Genomic DNA, 14,851 nt, shown 5'->3' with positions numbered 1-14,851 from the left:
TTTGAAAAGTGTATGGGCGCTTTAAACAGGTTTTGTAACTTATGTTTATGCTCCTTCGTTTCTAGAATAAGCCTCCCAACTCCTGCCATAGAGCCGCCCATGCCTGGCCCACGTCGTTTTCCCTTACCGTTGATCGCCGCCTTTTTTGCGTTGTATGTGATCTGGGGTTCCACTTACCTGGTGATTCGCATTGGCGTGGAGTATTGGCCACCGCTGCTGCTGGCGGGGATTCGGTTTTGCACCGCGGGCGCGTTGATGTACGCCTACCTGCGTTGGCGCGGGGTGCCGGCGCCGACGTGGCCGCAGTGGAAGGCGGCCGGGATGATCGGCATTTTGTTGCTCACCGTAGGCAATGGCGGCGTCAGCGTGGCGGAACATATGGGCGTGTCGTCCGGCGTGGCGGCATTGGCGGTGGCGACCGTGCCGCTGTTCACCCTGCTGTGTGGTTTTTTCTGGGGCGCGCGTAATACGCGGCTGGAATGGGCCGGGGTGATTCTGGGGATCATCGGTATTGCGATGCTCAACATGGGCAGCACCTTGCAATCGAGCCCACTGGGGGCGGTGTTGCTGTTGATGGCGGCGGCTTCCTGGGCTTTCGGCTCGGTGTGGAGTCGCCACTTGCCGCTGCCCCAGGGTGCCATGGCCAGTGCCGCGGAAATGCTGGTGGCCGGTGTGGCGCTGCTGATCGTCAGTACGCTGTCCGGCGAGCACCTGCAGGCCATGCCGCCGCTGGAAGGCTGGCTGGCCCTGGCCTACTTGACGGTGTTCGGTTCGATCATCGCGTTCAACGCCTACATGTACCTGCTCAAGCACGTGCGCCCGGCGGCGGCGACCAGCTATGCCTATGTGAACCCGGCGGTGGCGGTGTTGCTGGGGATTGTGTTCGTCGGCGAGAGCATCGGTGTGGAAGAGGCCCTGGCAATGCTGGTGATCATCAGCGCCGTGCTGTTGATCAGCCTGCCCCAATGGCGCAAGCCGAAACCGGAAATAAGGTAAACTGCCGCGCATTACGCCCTTGCGCTGAATTTTTCCTACGGTAAACACATGACTTTCGCCACACTTGGCCTGATCGAACCCTTGCTGCGCGCCCTTGAGACGCTTGGCTACCAGACCCCGACGCCGGTGCAGGCGCAAGCCATTCCGGCGGTGCTGGCCGGTCGCGACCTGATGGCCGCCGCCCAGACCGGCACCGGCAAGACCGCCGGCTTTGCCTTGCCGCTGCTGCAACTGCTGACGATGGAAGGGCCGAAAGTCGCCGCCAACTCGGCGCGTGCGCTGATCCTGTGCCCCACTCGCGAGCTGGCCGAGCAGGTTCACACCAGCGTCGCCGAATACGCCCAGCACCTGCCGCTGACCACGTATGCGGTGTACGGCGGCGTGAGCATCAACCCGCAGATGATGAAGCTGCGCAAGGGTGTCGACATCCTGGTCGCCACCCCTGGCCGCCTGATCGACCTGTTCCGCCAGAACGCGCTGAAACTCAATCAGCTGCAAACCCTGGTGCTGGATGAAGCCGACCGCATGCTCGACCTGGGCTTCTCCGAAGAGCTGGCGAACATCTACCGCATGCTGCCGAAGAAACGCCAGACCCTGCTGTTCTCCGCCACGTTCTCCGATGACATTCGCCTGCTCGCCGGGCAGATGCTCAATGACCCGCTGAGTATCGAAGTCAGCCCGCGCAACGTCGCCGCCAACACCGTGCAGCAGTGGGTGGTGCCGGTGGATAAAAAGCGCAAGGCGGAACTGTTCGTGCACCTGATGCGCAAGGGCCGCTGGAAGCAGGTGCTGGTATTCGCCAAGACGCGTAACGGCGTGGACGCGCTGGTGGACAAGTTGCAGGGCCTGGGCATCAATGCCGACGGCATCCATGGCGACAAACCCCAGGCGACCCGCCAACGCGCACTGGACCGCTTCAAGGCCAGCGAAGTTCAGATCCTGGTGGCTACCGACGTGGCGGCCCGTGGCCTGGACATCGAAGACCTGCCGCTGGTGGTCAACTTCGACCTGCCGATTGTCGCCGAAGACTACATCCACCGTATCGGCCGTACCGGCCGTGCGGGCAACACTGGCGAGGCGATTTCGCTGGTGTGTGCCGATGAAGTGAACATGCTCTCGGCGATCGAGATGCTCACGCGCCAGACCCTGACCCGCAAGATGGAACCGGATTTCGTACCCGAGCACCGCGTACCGGATACCGATGCCAGTGGGCAGGTGGTGAAGAAGCCGAAAAAGCCGAAGAAGCCCAAGACATCGGGCGGCGGTGGTAAGCGCAATTTGGGTAAGTGGGTGGACAGTGGTGACGCGGCGCCGGTGGAGCCGTCGATCAAGCCGGTGCGCAAGGTGCCGGTGTTTAATACCGGGCCGCGTAAGAAGAAGTGATTTTGCGGTGGGGCTGATGGCCTCATCGGGGGCAAGCCCCCTCTCACATTTCGAATGTGTTCACAAATCAAAGTGTGGGAGGGGGCTTGCCCCCGATGGCGGCCTTGAATCCACCCCACCTCTCAGCGCCTAAGCCATTCCAACAGCCCAAGCCCAGCCGCCCTGCCACTGGCAAAACACCCCGTCAGCAGATACCCCCCGGTCGGCGCCTCCCAATCCAGCATTTCCCCCGCACAAAACACCCCAGGCAATTGCTTGAGCATCAGCCGCTCATCCAACGCTTCAAACGGCACCCCCCCTGCGGTGCTGATGGCTTCGTCGATGGGCCTCGTCTTGACCAACGTCAGCGGCAACGCCTTGATCTCCACCGCCAACTGCGCCGGGTCATTAAAGTGTTCAGCTGGCGCCAGCTCACGCAACAGCGCCGCCTTGACCCCATCCAATCCCAACTGACTGTGCAAATGCTTGCTCATGGACCGCGACCCACGCGGCTTGGCCAGCGCAGCCTGGACCTTGTCCAGCGGCTTGCTCGGCAGCAGATCGATATGCACAGTGGCGGCGCCATCACGGTTGATCGCCTCGCGAATCGGCGCCGATAAGGCGTAAATCAAACTGCCTTCGATGCCGGTAGCGGTGATCACGCATTCGCCCAGCCGAGGCTTGTCATCTCCAAGCCCAATGGCGACGTTTTTCAACGGCGCTCCGGCGAATTTGCTGACCATCAACTCGCTCCAGGCCGACACTTCGAACCCGCAGTTGCTCGGTTGCAGGCGCACGTAAGGCACGCCTTGGCCTTCCAGCAGATTCAGCCAGGCGCCATCGGAGCCCAGGCGGGACCAACTGCCGCCGCCCAGGGCCAGCAGCACGGCATCGCTGTGGACAACTTTTTCGCCCTCGGGGCTGTGGATAAGCAGGTCACCTTCGGCATTCCAGTCCACCCAGCGATGCCGGGTGTGGATAACCACGCCTTGTTCGCGCAGGCGCTTGAGCCAGGCACGCAGCAGCGGCGCGGCTTTCATGTCCGTAGGAAATACGCGGCCTGAGGTGCCGACAAAGGTCTCGATGCCCAGGCCGTGAATCCATTCGCATAACGCCTCGGCCCCGAAGCTGCGCAGCAACGGTGCCATGTGCGGCGCGCGTTCGGCATAGCGCGCAAGGAACGCCGGGTAGGCTTCGGAGTGGGTGATGTTCATGCCGCCCACGCCGGCCAGCAGGAACTTGCGTCCCACCGACGGCATGCCGTCGTACAGCGCCACCCGCACGCCCGCCTGGCTCAAGACTTCGGCGGCCATCAGCCCGGCAGGGCCGCCGCCGATAATGGAGACAGAGGGGGGAGAAGACTGAGGCATGGGCAAGGCTACGGTGGTGTGAATAGGCCGAGCATTCTACCCGACGACGGCACGCCTGCCTGATCAAAAAATGTACACTTTCCTACACGCCATACGGTTACTTGCTTGCAGGCCGTTACGCTCAAGTTATCCACAGGTGGTTCCACAGGCATTGTGGGTAACGCACACACTTCAATGACAGCCTGATGACGTCCACACCCGCTGCGCACTGTGATGCAGGATGCCGTGGCGGCGGGCCAGGGCAGGGCGGTCCTTGCTGTAGCCGCCACCGATCACGCCCATGACCGGAATATCGCGGCCCAGGCAGTGACGCATCACGCTTTCATCGCGCGCGGCAACGCCGGCATCTGTCAGCTTGAGGTAACCGAGGGCGTCGTCCTTGTGTACGTCCACACCCGCGTCGTACAGCACCAGGTCCGGCTGATAGAGCGGCAACAGGTAATTGAGCGCGTCATCGACCACCTTGAGGTAGGCGTCGTCGCCCATGCCCATCGGCAACGGAATGTCCCAGTCGCTCTGGGCCTTGCGCGCCGGAAAGTTCTTTTCGCAGTGCAGCGATACGGTGATGGCGTCCGGCGTGTCATGCAGGATACGCGCGGTGCCGTCGCCCTGGTGCACGTCGCAATCGAAGATCAGCACCCGATTGACCCGGCCGCCGGCCAGCAGGTAATGGCTGATCACCGCCAGGTCGTTGAAGATGCAAAAGCCCGCCGGGTAATCGTAATGGGCGTGATGGGTGCCGCCGGCGAGATGGCAGGCCAGGCCGTGTTCCAGCGCCTGCTCCGCCGCCAGGATCGAGCCGCCCACCGCGCGCACGGTGCGGCGCGCCAGGGCCTCGCTCCACGGCAGGCCGAGGCGCCGTTGGTCCTCGCGAGACAACTCGCCGCTCATATAGCGTTCGATATACCCGGTGTCATGGGCCAGGCCCAGAATGTCCGCCGGGCACAGTTGCGGGCGCAGCAACTGGCTGTCCTCGGTCAGGCCGCTGTCCACCAGGTGGTCGCGCAACAGGCGAAACTTGTCCATGGGGAACCGGTGGTCCGCCGGGAACTCGGGGCTGTAGTCATCGTGGTAGATCAATGGCAAGGGCATGGGATTTTCTGACGGGAATCTGCGTCGGATCTTACCAGCGCTGTACACTCACGCACATGGCAAGGGAGGGGGAACCATGGAGCCGATACTGGAATTGGAAAGTGCACGCCTGGTCATGCGCCCATGGCGTGACAGCGACCTGCAGGCGTTCGCGCAGATGTGCAACGACCCGCAGGTGATGCGCTATTTCCCGGCCAGGTTGAGCCACCTGGAAAGCGCCGCACTGATTGGGCGGATTCGCGGCCATTTTGCCGAATATGGTTTTGGCTTCTGGGCTTTGCAGCGCAAGGACACCGGCGAATTCATCGGCCTGACCGGGCTGCAGAACGTCAGTTTTGAAGCGGGCTTCACCCCGGCGGTGGAAATCGGCTGGCGCCTGGCCCGCGAACATTGGGGCCTGGGTTACGCCAGCGAGGCGGCATGGACCGCATTGCGTTGTGGTTTCGATCGCCTGAGCCTGGATGAAATCGTCGCCTTCACCACCGAAGCCAATTTGCCTTCACAAAAAGTCATGCAGGCCATCGGTATGCATTACGATCCGCAGGCAGATTTTCAACACCCCAAAGTCGCAGCCGATGACCCGCTGCGCCCACATGTTTTGTACCGCATCACCCGCGCCCAATGGTTGGACACGCTGCACGGGTAGGCGCGAGCTTGCTCGCGAAGAACGCAAGTGCGCCGTGGAGTATCAGGAACCCCGCGTCACCATTGACGACCTTCGCGAGCAAGCTCGCTCCTACAGGTGAAGGTAGATGCTGTTTTGCTCTGAGGAGAGTGTGAATGAGCCAAGTATTGGAAGATCTGGTGGACTTGCTGACCCTGGAGCCGATCGAGGAAAACCTCTTTCGCGGCCGCAGCCAGGACCTGGGTTTTCGCCAACTGTTCGGTGGCCAGGTGCTCGGCCAGTCGCTGTCGGCGGCCAGCCAGACGGTAGAAGAAGCGCGTCACGTACATTCCCTGCACGGGTATTTCCTGCGCCCGGGAGATGCGGCATTGCCCGTGGTGTATTCGGTGGACCGCGTGCGCGATGGCGGCAGTTTCAGTACGCGCCGCGTCACCGCGATTCAGAAGGGCCATCCGATTTTCACCTGCACGACCTCGTTCCAGTACGACGAAGAAGGCTTCGAGCACCAGACCACCATGCCCGTAGTGGTCGGCCCGGAGAACCTGCCCTCGGAGCTGGAACTGACTCAGCAGCGCGCGCACCTGATCCCCGAGCACATGCGTGACAAGCTGCTGTGCCCCAAGCCCATCGAAGTGCGCCCGGTCACCGAAAAAGACCCGTTCAACCCGCAGCCGTCCGACCCGGTCAAGTACGTGTGGTTTCGCGCCGATGGCGCCCTGGCCGATGCGCCGGCATTGCATAAATACCTGCTGGCCTACGCTTCGGACTTCGGCTTGTTGACCACCTCGCTGCTGCCCCACGGCAAAACCGTGTGGCAGAAAGACATGCAGGTCGCCAGCCTCGACCACGCGCTGTGGTTTCACGCCGACCTGCGCGCCGATGACTGGTTGCTGTACGCCATGGACAGCCCCTGGGCCGGCAATTCCCGTGGGTTTTCCCGCGGCAGCGTGTACAACCGCGCCGGGCAACTGGTGGCCTCGGTGACCCAGGAAGGCTTGATTCGCCATCGCAAGGACTGGGCATGAGCCTGGCCGACGTCCGGCATTGGGTGTTCGACATGGATGGCACCCTCACGGTGGCGGTGCATGATTTCGCGGCCATCCGGGTAGCCCTGGAGATTCCCGCCGAAGACGATATCCTCACCCACCTTGCCGCGCTGCCGGCGGACATCGCGGCGGCCAAACATGCCTGGCTGCTGGAGCACGAGCGCGAGCTGGCGCTGGGCTCGGTGGCGGCGCAAGGTGCGGTTGACCTGGTGCGCGAGCTGGCCGCACGCGGTTATCGCCTGGGGATTCTGACGCGCAATGCCCAGGAGCTGGCCCATATCACCCTGGAAGCGATCGGCCTGGCGGACTGCTTTGCCAAGGAGGATGTGCTGGGGCGAGAGGACGCGCCGCCCAAGCCTGACCCGGGTGGGTTGCTGAAGCTGGCGGAGGCTTGGAATGTGGCACCCAGCGAGATGGTGATGGTGGGGGATTATCGTTTTGACCTGGACTGTGGCCGGGCAGCGGGCACCAGGACCGTGTTGGTGAACCTGCCGGAAAACCCGTGGCCTGAGTTGACGGATTGGCATGCCGAGGACTGTGCGGTATTGCGCCGAATGATCCAGCCCAGGCAATAGCGATCAACTGTGGGAGGGGGCTTGCCCCCGATAGCGGTCTGTCAGCTAAACAGGTGCTGGCTGACATACCGCCATCGGGGGCAAGCCCCCTCCCACATGTTTGATCCGGTTTCTTCAGTGATTATTGTGGAAACAACACCTTTTGCCCCTGCGGCGAGGTGAACATCTTGTCTCCGTCATGCCCAACCCCTGGCACTTCCACCAGCCTGTGACCCAACTGCGGATGTCGCTGCTTGAGGTAGTCAACATAGTTGTGCCCGCGAATCAGCCGATACGCGCCCTGGGTTTCGGCTTCGCAGCTTTTATCCAGCGCAGGATGGTTGGGGTCGGTGTCCTGCTGGCCCAGCAGGTAGGTGATGTCGCGCGACACGTAGGTTTGCTCCAGTTGCTGGGCACCCTGATGGCCGACGTAATTCGGCAGGTTTTGCATGCCATATTTCCAGTCGTTGAAACCTGGGCAACTGGCCGCGTCGAACGGCACCGGCCGCTGCGGGCTGAAGTAGGCGTAGGACGAGGGGTTGGCGACCACGTACCGCAGGCTGATGCCCTCGGTTTGCAGCAAGGGGTGATCGTGGCCGGTGAGGGCGAAGCGTTGTACCACTTGGCCACCACCTGAATGCCCGGCGATGACGATTTCTTTCAGCGCCGGGAACAGTGCGCGGTTGCCGAGGTGCTTGATGATCTGGTCGAGGGCGGCGTAGGAGCTGATATGGCCGGGGCCTGTCGAGGGTTCGCCGGCCATCCAGTCGTTACCCTTCCACTGCAATACCTGATCGCCCAAGTGGTTACGCTTCACATCCGACTGATTGAGAAACTGCGGCGCGATCACCAGCGTATTGTCGCCAACCCCGGCATGCTTGGCGGCGTCGATGCCGCTTTGCAGGTAGGTCTGCGCATTGCGCAGGCGGCCATGCACGATGATCAGCGCACGCGTGACCTTGGGCAACGGCTGGCGCCAATCCTGGCTCAAGCCGAGGCTGAGGTCGCCGGCTTCCAGATGAAAACGACCGGGGCTGACCACCTTGACGCCGTGTTCGGCCGCCAGGGTGCAACAGGACACCAACACACCCAGCAGCAACCCCAATCGTTTATTCATTTAGAGACTCTTGGCATTAAAGGTATCGCACTGGGCAATCTGCCCCTGGGCGAAGCCGGTCTTGAACCAGCGTACGCGCTGGGCCGAAGTACCGTGGGTAAACGAGTCCGGCATCACGCGCCCCTGGCCCTGTTGCTGCAGGCGGTCGTCGCCGATGGCATTGGCGGCGTTCAGGGCTTCTTCGATATCGCCGGGCTCCAGCCAGTTCAGGCGTTTTTGTGCGCGGTTGGCCCACACGCCGGCAAAGCAGTCGGCCTGCAGTTCCTGGCGTACCAGCAGGCCACCGTCGCCTTGCATGGGGCGACCTTGCTCGCGCGCAGCCTGGATCTTGGACGAGATGCCGAGCAGCGTTTGCACGTGATGCCCGACTTCGTGGGCGATCACATACGCCTGGGCGAAATCGCCGGCGGCCTGGAAGCGTTGCGACATTTCCCGGAAGAAATCCAGGTCCAGGTACACCTGCTGATCCGCCGGGCAATAGAACGGGCCGCTGGCCGAGGTGGCGCCCCCGCAGGCGGAGTTCACGCGGCCACGGAACAGGATCAGTTTCGGGTTCTTGTAGGCCAGGCCGTTTTCCTGGAATACCTGGCCCCAGGTGTCTTCGGTATCGCCCAGCACGGCGCGCACGAAGTCGGCCTGCTCATCGTTGGCCGGCGGCGCCTGGCGCGACTGTGGCTGCGTGCTGACCGACGGCGCCTGTTCCATCTGGCCGGTCAACTGGCCGAGGATCTGCATCGGGTCCTGGCCGGTGAGCCAGCCGATGCCGACGATCAGCACGATAGCGGTCAGGCTCAGGCCCTTGCCGCCACCGAAGCGCATACCACCGCCACCGCCGCCGCTGTCATCGCGGGCATCGACCACGTTGTCGCTGCGTCGGCCTTTTTTCCATAGCATGGGGCAATCCTCTTGTTAACGGTCCGGCAAAAATATGGAGTGAGTATGGTCGTAGTTAGCGGCAATAGCCTTCGCCGGCAGCCACAATCAGGCAGTCTTTTTTATCTGCCAGCCACTTCAGGCCCGTGGCGGCACCGTCCCCGGCGCGCAGCACCTGAGGGCCGTCGGGGCGAGTGAAGGCGATGCCTTCGTCGGTTGCCTGGCCCTTGAACGTGCCGGAAGCATCGGCATCCAGGCCATATTGCATGGTCAGGATGTAATGACCGCGGCCGATGCTGTCGTCCTTGGCGATGTTCAGGTTCAGGCCTTCGACGCCGATCCACTTGCCCACCCATTTATCGGTGGGCGGGGTCTCGGGCACCAGGGTTGCTTGCACGGAGGCGGGTGCAGGCTTTGGCGCTTCCTTGGGGGCCTTGTCGCAGGCAGAGAGCAGGGCGAGGGCAGACAGCGCAAACAGGATTTTTTTCATATCGGCAGGGCCTTGATTAAAAAGTGTGCAACGCCGGGGCGTGCGTGCAGCGTTGGACTCAAATCCGCTGATTTAGTGCGCTGTTCGCCCGGTGTTTGGTTATGCTCTTGGGGCAGACACAGGCCCGGCTGCTAGATTACTAGGTTGAGTGCTATCGCGTTCCGCTCGCCATACAAGAGAAATCAATGACTGTCAGTACCCCGCTTTCCGGCATCAACCATCCCTTCAAAGGCATCCTGCTGATTGTGCTGGCGACGTTTCTGTTCTCCAGCCACGACGCCTTGTCCAAATACCTGGCCGGGTTCTACCCGATCGTGATGGTGGTGTGGGCGCGTTACATGGTGCACACCTTGTTGATGGCGGGGATCTTCCTGCCGCAATCGGGCCTGCGCGTGCTGCGCAGCAAACGCCCGGGCATGCAGGTGGTACGGGCGTTGTGCCTGTTGGGCACCAGCCTGTTTTTCACCACGGCGCTGCATTACATCCCGTTGGCGGAAGCCACGGCGGTGAACTTCCTCGCACCGATCCTGGTGACGGCGCTCTCGGTGCCCTTGCTCGGCGAGCACGTCACACGTGGCCAATGGCTGGCGGTGATCTGCGGGTTTGTCGGCGTGGTGATCATCATCCATCCGGGCGGTGAGTTGTTCACACCGGCGGTGCTGTTGCCGCTGTGCTCGGCGCTGTTCTTCTGTTTCTACCAACTGCTCACGCGCATTCTCAGCCAATACGACAGCCCCACTACCAGCAATTTTTTCGCCGGCCTGTGCAACACTTTGGTGATGAGTGCGATGGTGCCGTTCTTCTGGCAGATACCCACCCTGTGGCATGGCGTGATGATGCTGGCGCTGGGCACCTGCGGAATGACCGCGCACTTGATGCTCACCCAGGCGTTCCGCTTCGCGGCGCCGGCCTTGCTGGCGCCGTTCGGCTATTGCCAGATCGTGTTTGCGGGCTTGTTGGGCTGGCTGGTGTTCAGCCATACCCCCGACATGACCACGGTGGTTGGTATCGGGGTGATCTGCATGAGCGGGTTGGCCGCTGCCTGGCAGCAGCGGCGTCGGTAAATTAAACGTCTACCGTAGGAATCTTGCGCGGCGCCATGAAGTACATCCAGGTCAGCGCAATGAAATACATCGCCGGGATCAGGGTGAACAACACGGTGTAGTTGTTGTTGGTCACGGTGAGGATATGGCCGACGATCTGGGTCATGAACATGCCGCCGATGGCCGCGCACATGCCGCCGAAACCGAACACCGTGCTCATCATGTGCTTGGGTGTGTAGTCCATCACCAGGCTCCAGATGTTGGCGGTCCAGGCCTGGTGCGCGCCGATGGCCAGGGAGATGGCGAACACCGCGACCCACAATTGGCTGGAACCGGCCGCCATGATCACGCCGACGATGCAGCAGGCGAACAACAGCATCGACAGCAGCCGCGCCTTGATCGAGTTCATCCCGCGCCCGATCAGGAACGAGGACAGGATGCCGCCACCCACACTGCCGAAGTCGGCGGTGAGGTAGATGATGATCAGCGGAATGCCCATCTGCGTCACGTTGATGCCCAGGTTGTATTGCTGGTTCAGGAACGGCGGCAGCCAATACAGGTAGAACCAGAACACCGGCGCGGTCAGTGCGTAGGCGATGGCAAAGGCCCAGGTGCCGCGCATGCGCAGGATGCGGCTGAACGGTACGCCAGGTTGTTCCGGCTCGGCGTGCTGTTGCACGTAGTCCAATTCGGATTGTTTGACGGTAGGGTGCTCTTCCGGGTTGTAATACTTCAGCCCCCAGAACACCAGCCAGATCAAGCCCAGCGAAGCCATGCACAGGAACGCCGCCTGCCAGCCCCACACGTGCAGGATCAACGGCAGCAGCATGGGCGTCATCATGGCGCCGACGTTGGTACCGGCGTTGAAAATGCCCGTCGCCACTGCGCGTTCACCGGCGGGGAACCAAAGGCGCGTGGTTTTCACACAGGCAGGGTAGTTGGCCGCTTCGGTGAGCCCGAGGATAAACCGGCAGACCATGAACCCGACGGCCGAGGTCGCCAGGCCGTGGGCACCGGTGGCCAGGCTCCACAGCAGCACAGCGCAGAAAAACACGCGCTTGACGCCCACCCGGTCGATCAACCGGCCCTGCAGCACAAAGCCGATGGCGTAGCCGACCTGGAACCAGAAGTTGATGTTGGCGTAGTCCATCGCCGTCCAGCTCATTTCCTTGGCCAGAATCGGTTGCATCACGCCCAGGGCGGCGCGGTCGATGTAGTTGAGGGTGGTGGCGAAGAACACCAGGGCCAGCATGCCCCAGCGGGTTTTACCCACGGCCAGGGCGCCGCGGATCTTGTCGCCGATGCCGGCGTGCGGGGTGCCGGGGCGCGTGGCCAGGGCGGGATTTTGCAGAGGCATGAGGTCGTACCCGTTTTTGAAATTTTTATGGTGAGATCTGGGTCTTAGTGCAAGGTCGATGGTGCGCAGTGGTTAAAAAGTCGTCAATTCGCCAAAGGGGCATAGTGTTCGATAATCGCACCAAAAACTAACCGGTTCGTACATTTTAATTGCCGCGTGTAGGCTGGGGGCGAATAATTTGCCATAAACAACAATTGCCGGGAGTGACCCATGCAACGTTCCATCGCTACCGTGTCGTTGAGCGGCACCCTGCCGGAAAAGCTCGAAGCCATTGCCGCCGCCGGGTTTGATGGCGTTGAGATTTTCGAGAACGACCTATTGTATTACGACGGCAGCCCGCGCGAAGTTAGACAGATGTGCGCTGACCTCGGTATTGCCATCACCCTGTTCCAGCCGTTCCGCGACTTTGAAGGCTGCCGCCGTGACCGCCTGGCCCGTAACCTGGAACGCGCCGAGCGCAAGTTCGACCTGATGCAGGAGCTGGGCACCGACCTGGTGCTGGTGTGCAGCAACGCCTCGGCCGATTGCGTGGGCGATGAACGCATCCTGCTCGACGACCTCAGCCTGCTGGCCGAACACGCGGGCCGACGTGGCTTGAGAGTCGGCTACGAAGCGTTGGCGTGGGGCAAGCATGTGAACACCTGGCAACAGGTGTGGAACCTGGTTCGCCAAGTGAATCACCCAAGCCTGGGCGTGCTGCTCGATAGTTTTCACACCTTGTCCCTCAAGGGCGATCCGAGTGCCATCGCCGAGATCCCCGGCGACAAAATCTTCTTCGTACAAATGGCCGACGCGCCGATCCTGGCCATGGATGTGCTCGAGTGGAGCCGGCATTTCCGCTGCTTCCCCGGCCAGGGCGAATTCGATCTGGCAGGTTTTCTTGCGCCCATCATCCAGAGTGGCTACACCGGGCCTTTGTCCCTGGAGATTTTCAACGACGGCTTTCGCGCTGCACCGACGCGGGCCAACGCGGCGGACGGCTTGCGCTCGTTGCTGTACCTGGAAGAGAAAACCCGTCAGCGCCTGGCAGCACAACAACCTGCCGCACCCGTGGATATCCTGTTTGAGACGCCGGCGGCCAGCGAATACGACGGCATCGAATTCCTTGAATTTGCCGTCGATGAAAGCCTTGGCGCCAAGCTCACGCACTGGTTGGAGCGCCTGGGCTTCGCCAAGGCCGGCCAGCATCGCTCCAAGAATGTGAGCCTGTTGCGCCAGGGCGATATCAACCTGATCCTCAATTGCGAGCCCTATTCCTTTGCCCACAACTTTTTCGAGGCCCATGGGCCGTCGTTGTGCGCCATGGCGATGCGGGTCAAAGACAGTGCCAAGGCATTGGAGCGAGCGGTGGCCTACAAGGGCCAGCCCTATCGCGGACTGGTGGGGCCCAACGAACTGGAGCTGGCCGCCGTGCGTGCGCCGGATGGCAGCCTGATCTACCTGGTGGACAAAGGCGAAGGCGGGCTCTACGACACCGATTTCAACCTGCAGCCTGCGACTGCCGCCAGCGGTGGCTTGTTGCGCATCGACCACATGGCCATGGCCCTGCCGGCCGACAGCCTCGACAGCTGGGTGCTGTTCTACAAGAGCCTGCTGGATTTTGAAGCCGACGACGAAGTGGTGCTGCCCGACCCCTACGGCCTGGTCAAAAGCCGCGCATTGCGCAGCCGCTGCAGTTCGATACGCCTGCCGCTGAATATTTCCGAGAACCGTAATACTGCCATTTCCCACGCGTTATCGAGCTATCGCGGCTCGGGCGTGCACCACATTGCTTTCGATTGCGCGGATATTTTCGCCGAAGTGCGCCGGGCCAAGGAGGCCGGGGTGCCGTTGTTGGACATCCCGCTCAATTACTACGACGACCTGGCCGCGCGCTTTGATTTCGACGATGAGTTTCTCAGCGAGCTGGCGTACTACAACGTGCTGTACGACCGTGACGCCCAGGGCGGTGAGCTGTTTCACGTCTACACCGAAGCCTTCGAGGGCCGGTTTTTCTTTGAGATCATCCAGCGCAAGAACGGCTATGCCGGCTATGGCGCGGCCAACGTGGCCGTGCGTCTGGCGGCAATGGCCAAGTCGCGCAGCGGTGCGGTGCGCCAGGCACGTTTATAACGGCGGTTGGGGTGCTTCCTTCGGGGAGCGCCTCGGCCCATAATCGGGCCTGCATAAAAACGCCGTGAGCGCACCATGACCCTGACTCCCGACCTCTCTGCCGTGTCAGATGCACCGCGCAAGAGTCGCAAGAACAATCCGGAAAAGACCCGCGAGAATATTCTCCAGGAAGCCGTTGTCGAGTTTGTTCAGCAAGGCCTGTCCGGCGCCCGCGTGGACGCCATTGCCGAGCGCATCCACACCTCCAAGCGCATGATCTATTACTACTTCGGCAGCAAGGAGCAGCTCTACGTCGAGGTGTTGGAGAAGCTCTACGGCGATATCCGCAACACCGAAACCCGCATGAACCTCACGGCTCTGGAGCCGCGCGAAGCGATACGCCGGCTGGTGGAGTTCACCTTCGACCACCATGACCAGAACGTGGATTTCGTGCGCATCGTCAGCATCGAAAATATCCACAACGCCGAGTATGTGAAACGCACCAGTACGATCAAGGACATGAACAGCAAAATCCTTGAGAGTCTCGGTGAGACCTTGCGTCGCGGCGCTGAGATGGGACTGTTTCGTGAAGGGTTGGAGCCGCTGGACGTCCACCTGTTGATCAACTCGTTCAGTTTTTACCGCGTATCCAACCGCCATACGTTCAGCGAGATTTTTCAGATCGAACTGTCGGATGAGGCGATCAAGCAGCGGCATCGCGCGATGATCTGCGAATCGGTGTTGCGTTACCTTCAAGCTTGAATTCACCGAGTGACCAATGTGGGAGGGGGCTTGCCCCCGATCGCGGTGTATCAGTCAACACATGCCTGACTGA

At 61.8% G+C, this 14,851-nt stretch carries 14 protein-coding genes; 8 read left to right on the top strand and 6 right to left on the bottom strand.

Annotation, left to right across the window (positions count from 1 at the left end; translation table 11 throughout):
- Positions 1–99: 99 nt before the first annotated feature.
- Both yedA and BFQ00_RS07550 read left to right on the top strand, forming a co-directional pair.
- Positions 100–996 (top strand): drug/metabolite exporter YedA, encoded by an 897-nt coding sequence (gene yedA, locus BFQ00_RS07555; RefSeq protein WP_065886881.1) that lies wholly within the window; start codon positions 100–102, stop codon positions 994–996.
- A 48-nt stretch (positions 997–1,044) separates the two neighbouring features.
- On the top strand, positions 1,045–2,379 hold the full coding sequence (locus BFQ00_RS07550) for a DEAD/DEAH box helicase (protein WP_065933071.1): 1,335 nt from the start codon (positions 1,045–1,047) through the stop codon (positions 2,377–2,379).
- Positions 2,380–2,501: 122 nt separating this feature from the next.
- On the opposite strand, the gene BFQ00_RS07545 is transcribed toward BFQ00_RS07550, so the two are convergent.
- Together BFQ00_RS07545 and BFQ00_RS07540 are read right to left on the bottom strand one after the other, a co-directional pair.
- Positions 2,502–3,728 (bottom strand): TIGR03862 family flavoprotein, encoded by a 1,227-nt coding sequence (locus BFQ00_RS07545; RefSeq protein WP_065933070.1) that lies wholly within the window; start codon positions 3,726–3,728, stop codon positions 2,502–2,504.
- A gap of 171 nt (positions 3,729–3,899) precedes the next feature.
- On the bottom strand, positions 3,900–4,820 hold the full coding sequence (locus BFQ00_RS07540) for a histone deacetylase family protein (protein ID WP_065933069.1): 921 nt from the start codon (positions 4,818–4,820) through the stop codon (positions 3,900–3,902).
- 76 nt (positions 4,821–4,896) lie between these two features.
- Between BFQ00_RS07540 and BFQ00_RS07535 the strand changes: the two genes are divergently transcribed.
- The 3 genes from BFQ00_RS07535 (at position 4,897) to BFQ00_RS07525 (ending at position 7,066) form a co-directional block, all read left to right on the top strand.
- Positions 4,897–5,466, top strand: coding sequence for a GNAT family N-acetyltransferase (locus BFQ00_RS07535; protein WP_065886885.1), 570 nt, complete (start codon positions 4,897–4,899; stop codon positions 5,464–5,466).
- A gap of 134 nt (positions 5,467–5,600) precedes the next feature.
- On the top strand, positions 5,601–6,470 hold the full coding sequence (tesB, locus tag BFQ00_RS07530) for an acyl-CoA thioesterase II (RefSeq protein ID WP_065895199.1): 870 nt from the start codon (positions 5,601–5,603) through the stop codon (positions 6,468–6,470).
- A complete protein-coding gene (locus BFQ00_RS07525; protein WP_065933068.1) occupies positions 6,467–7,066 on the top strand; it encodes an HAD family hydrolase in 600 nt (199 codons plus the stop codon). Before tesB ends, BFQ00_RS07525 begins: the two co-directional genes overlap by 4 nt.
- A gap of 121 nt (positions 7,067–7,187) precedes the next feature.
- Here BFQ00_RS07525 and BFQ00_RS07520 read toward each other — a convergent pair whose 3' ends face one another.
- The 3 genes from BFQ00_RS07520 to BFQ00_RS07510 are packed head-to-tail and all read right to left on the bottom strand — an operon-like array spanning position 7,188 to position 9,525.
- Positions 7,188–8,162 (bottom strand): alpha/beta hydrolase, encoded by a 975-nt coding sequence (locus tag BFQ00_RS07520; RefSeq protein WP_065933067.1) that lies wholly within the window; start codon positions 8,160–8,162, stop codon positions 7,188–7,190.
- Entirely contained in the window at positions 8,163–9,056 is an 894-nt protein-coding gene (locus BFQ00_RS07515; RefSeq protein ID WP_065886889.1) for a KPN_02809 family neutral zinc metallopeptidase, read from the bottom strand.
- A 55-nt stretch (positions 9,057–9,111) separates the two neighbouring features.
- Positions 9,112–9,525, bottom strand: a complete 414-nt coding sequence (locus BFQ00_RS07510; RefSeq protein ID WP_065886890.1) for a lipoprotein — start codon at positions 9,523–9,525, stop codon at positions 9,112–9,114.
- Positions 9,526–9,710: 185 nt separating this feature from the next.
- Between BFQ00_RS07510 and BFQ00_RS07505 the strand changes: the two genes are divergently transcribed.
- Positions 9,711–10,589, top strand: coding sequence for a DMT family transporter (locus BFQ00_RS07505; RefSeq protein ID WP_065933066.1), 879 nt, complete (start codon positions 9,711–9,713; stop codon positions 10,587–10,589).
- A 1-nt stretch (position 10,590) separates the two neighbouring features.
- Here BFQ00_RS07505 and BFQ00_RS07500 read toward each other — a convergent pair whose 3' ends face one another.
- Positions 10,591–11,925 (bottom strand): MFS transporter, encoded by a 1,335-nt coding sequence (locus tag BFQ00_RS07500; protein WP_065933065.1) that lies wholly within the window; start codon positions 11,923–11,925, stop codon positions 10,591–10,593.
- A 210-nt stretch (positions 11,926–12,135) separates the two neighbouring features.
- Between BFQ00_RS07500 and quiC the strand changes: the two genes are divergently transcribed.
- Together quiC and BFQ00_RS07490 are read left to right on the top strand one after the other, a co-directional pair.
- Positions 12,136–14,037, top strand: a complete 1,902-nt coding sequence (gene quiC / locus BFQ00_RS07495; protein WP_065933064.1) for a 3-dehydroshikimate dehydratase QuiC — start codon at positions 12,136–12,138, stop codon at positions 14,035–14,037.
- A gap of 75 nt (positions 14,038–14,112) precedes the next feature.
- On the top strand, positions 14,113–14,778 hold the full coding sequence (locus BFQ00_RS07490) for a TetR/AcrR family transcriptional regulator (protein WP_065933063.1): 666 nt from the start codon (positions 14,113–14,115) through the stop codon (positions 14,776–14,778).
- Positions 14,779–14,851 lie beyond the last annotated feature (73 nt).

This window comes from Pseudomonas sp. 28 E 9 (genome assembly GCF_900004785.1).
GTDB classification, from domain to species: Bacteria; Pseudomonadota; Gammaproteobacteria; order Pseudomonadales; family Pseudomonadaceae; genus Aquipseudomonas; species Aquipseudomonas orientalis_A.
This window is presented reverse-complemented; position numbering and strand designations above follow the sequence as displayed.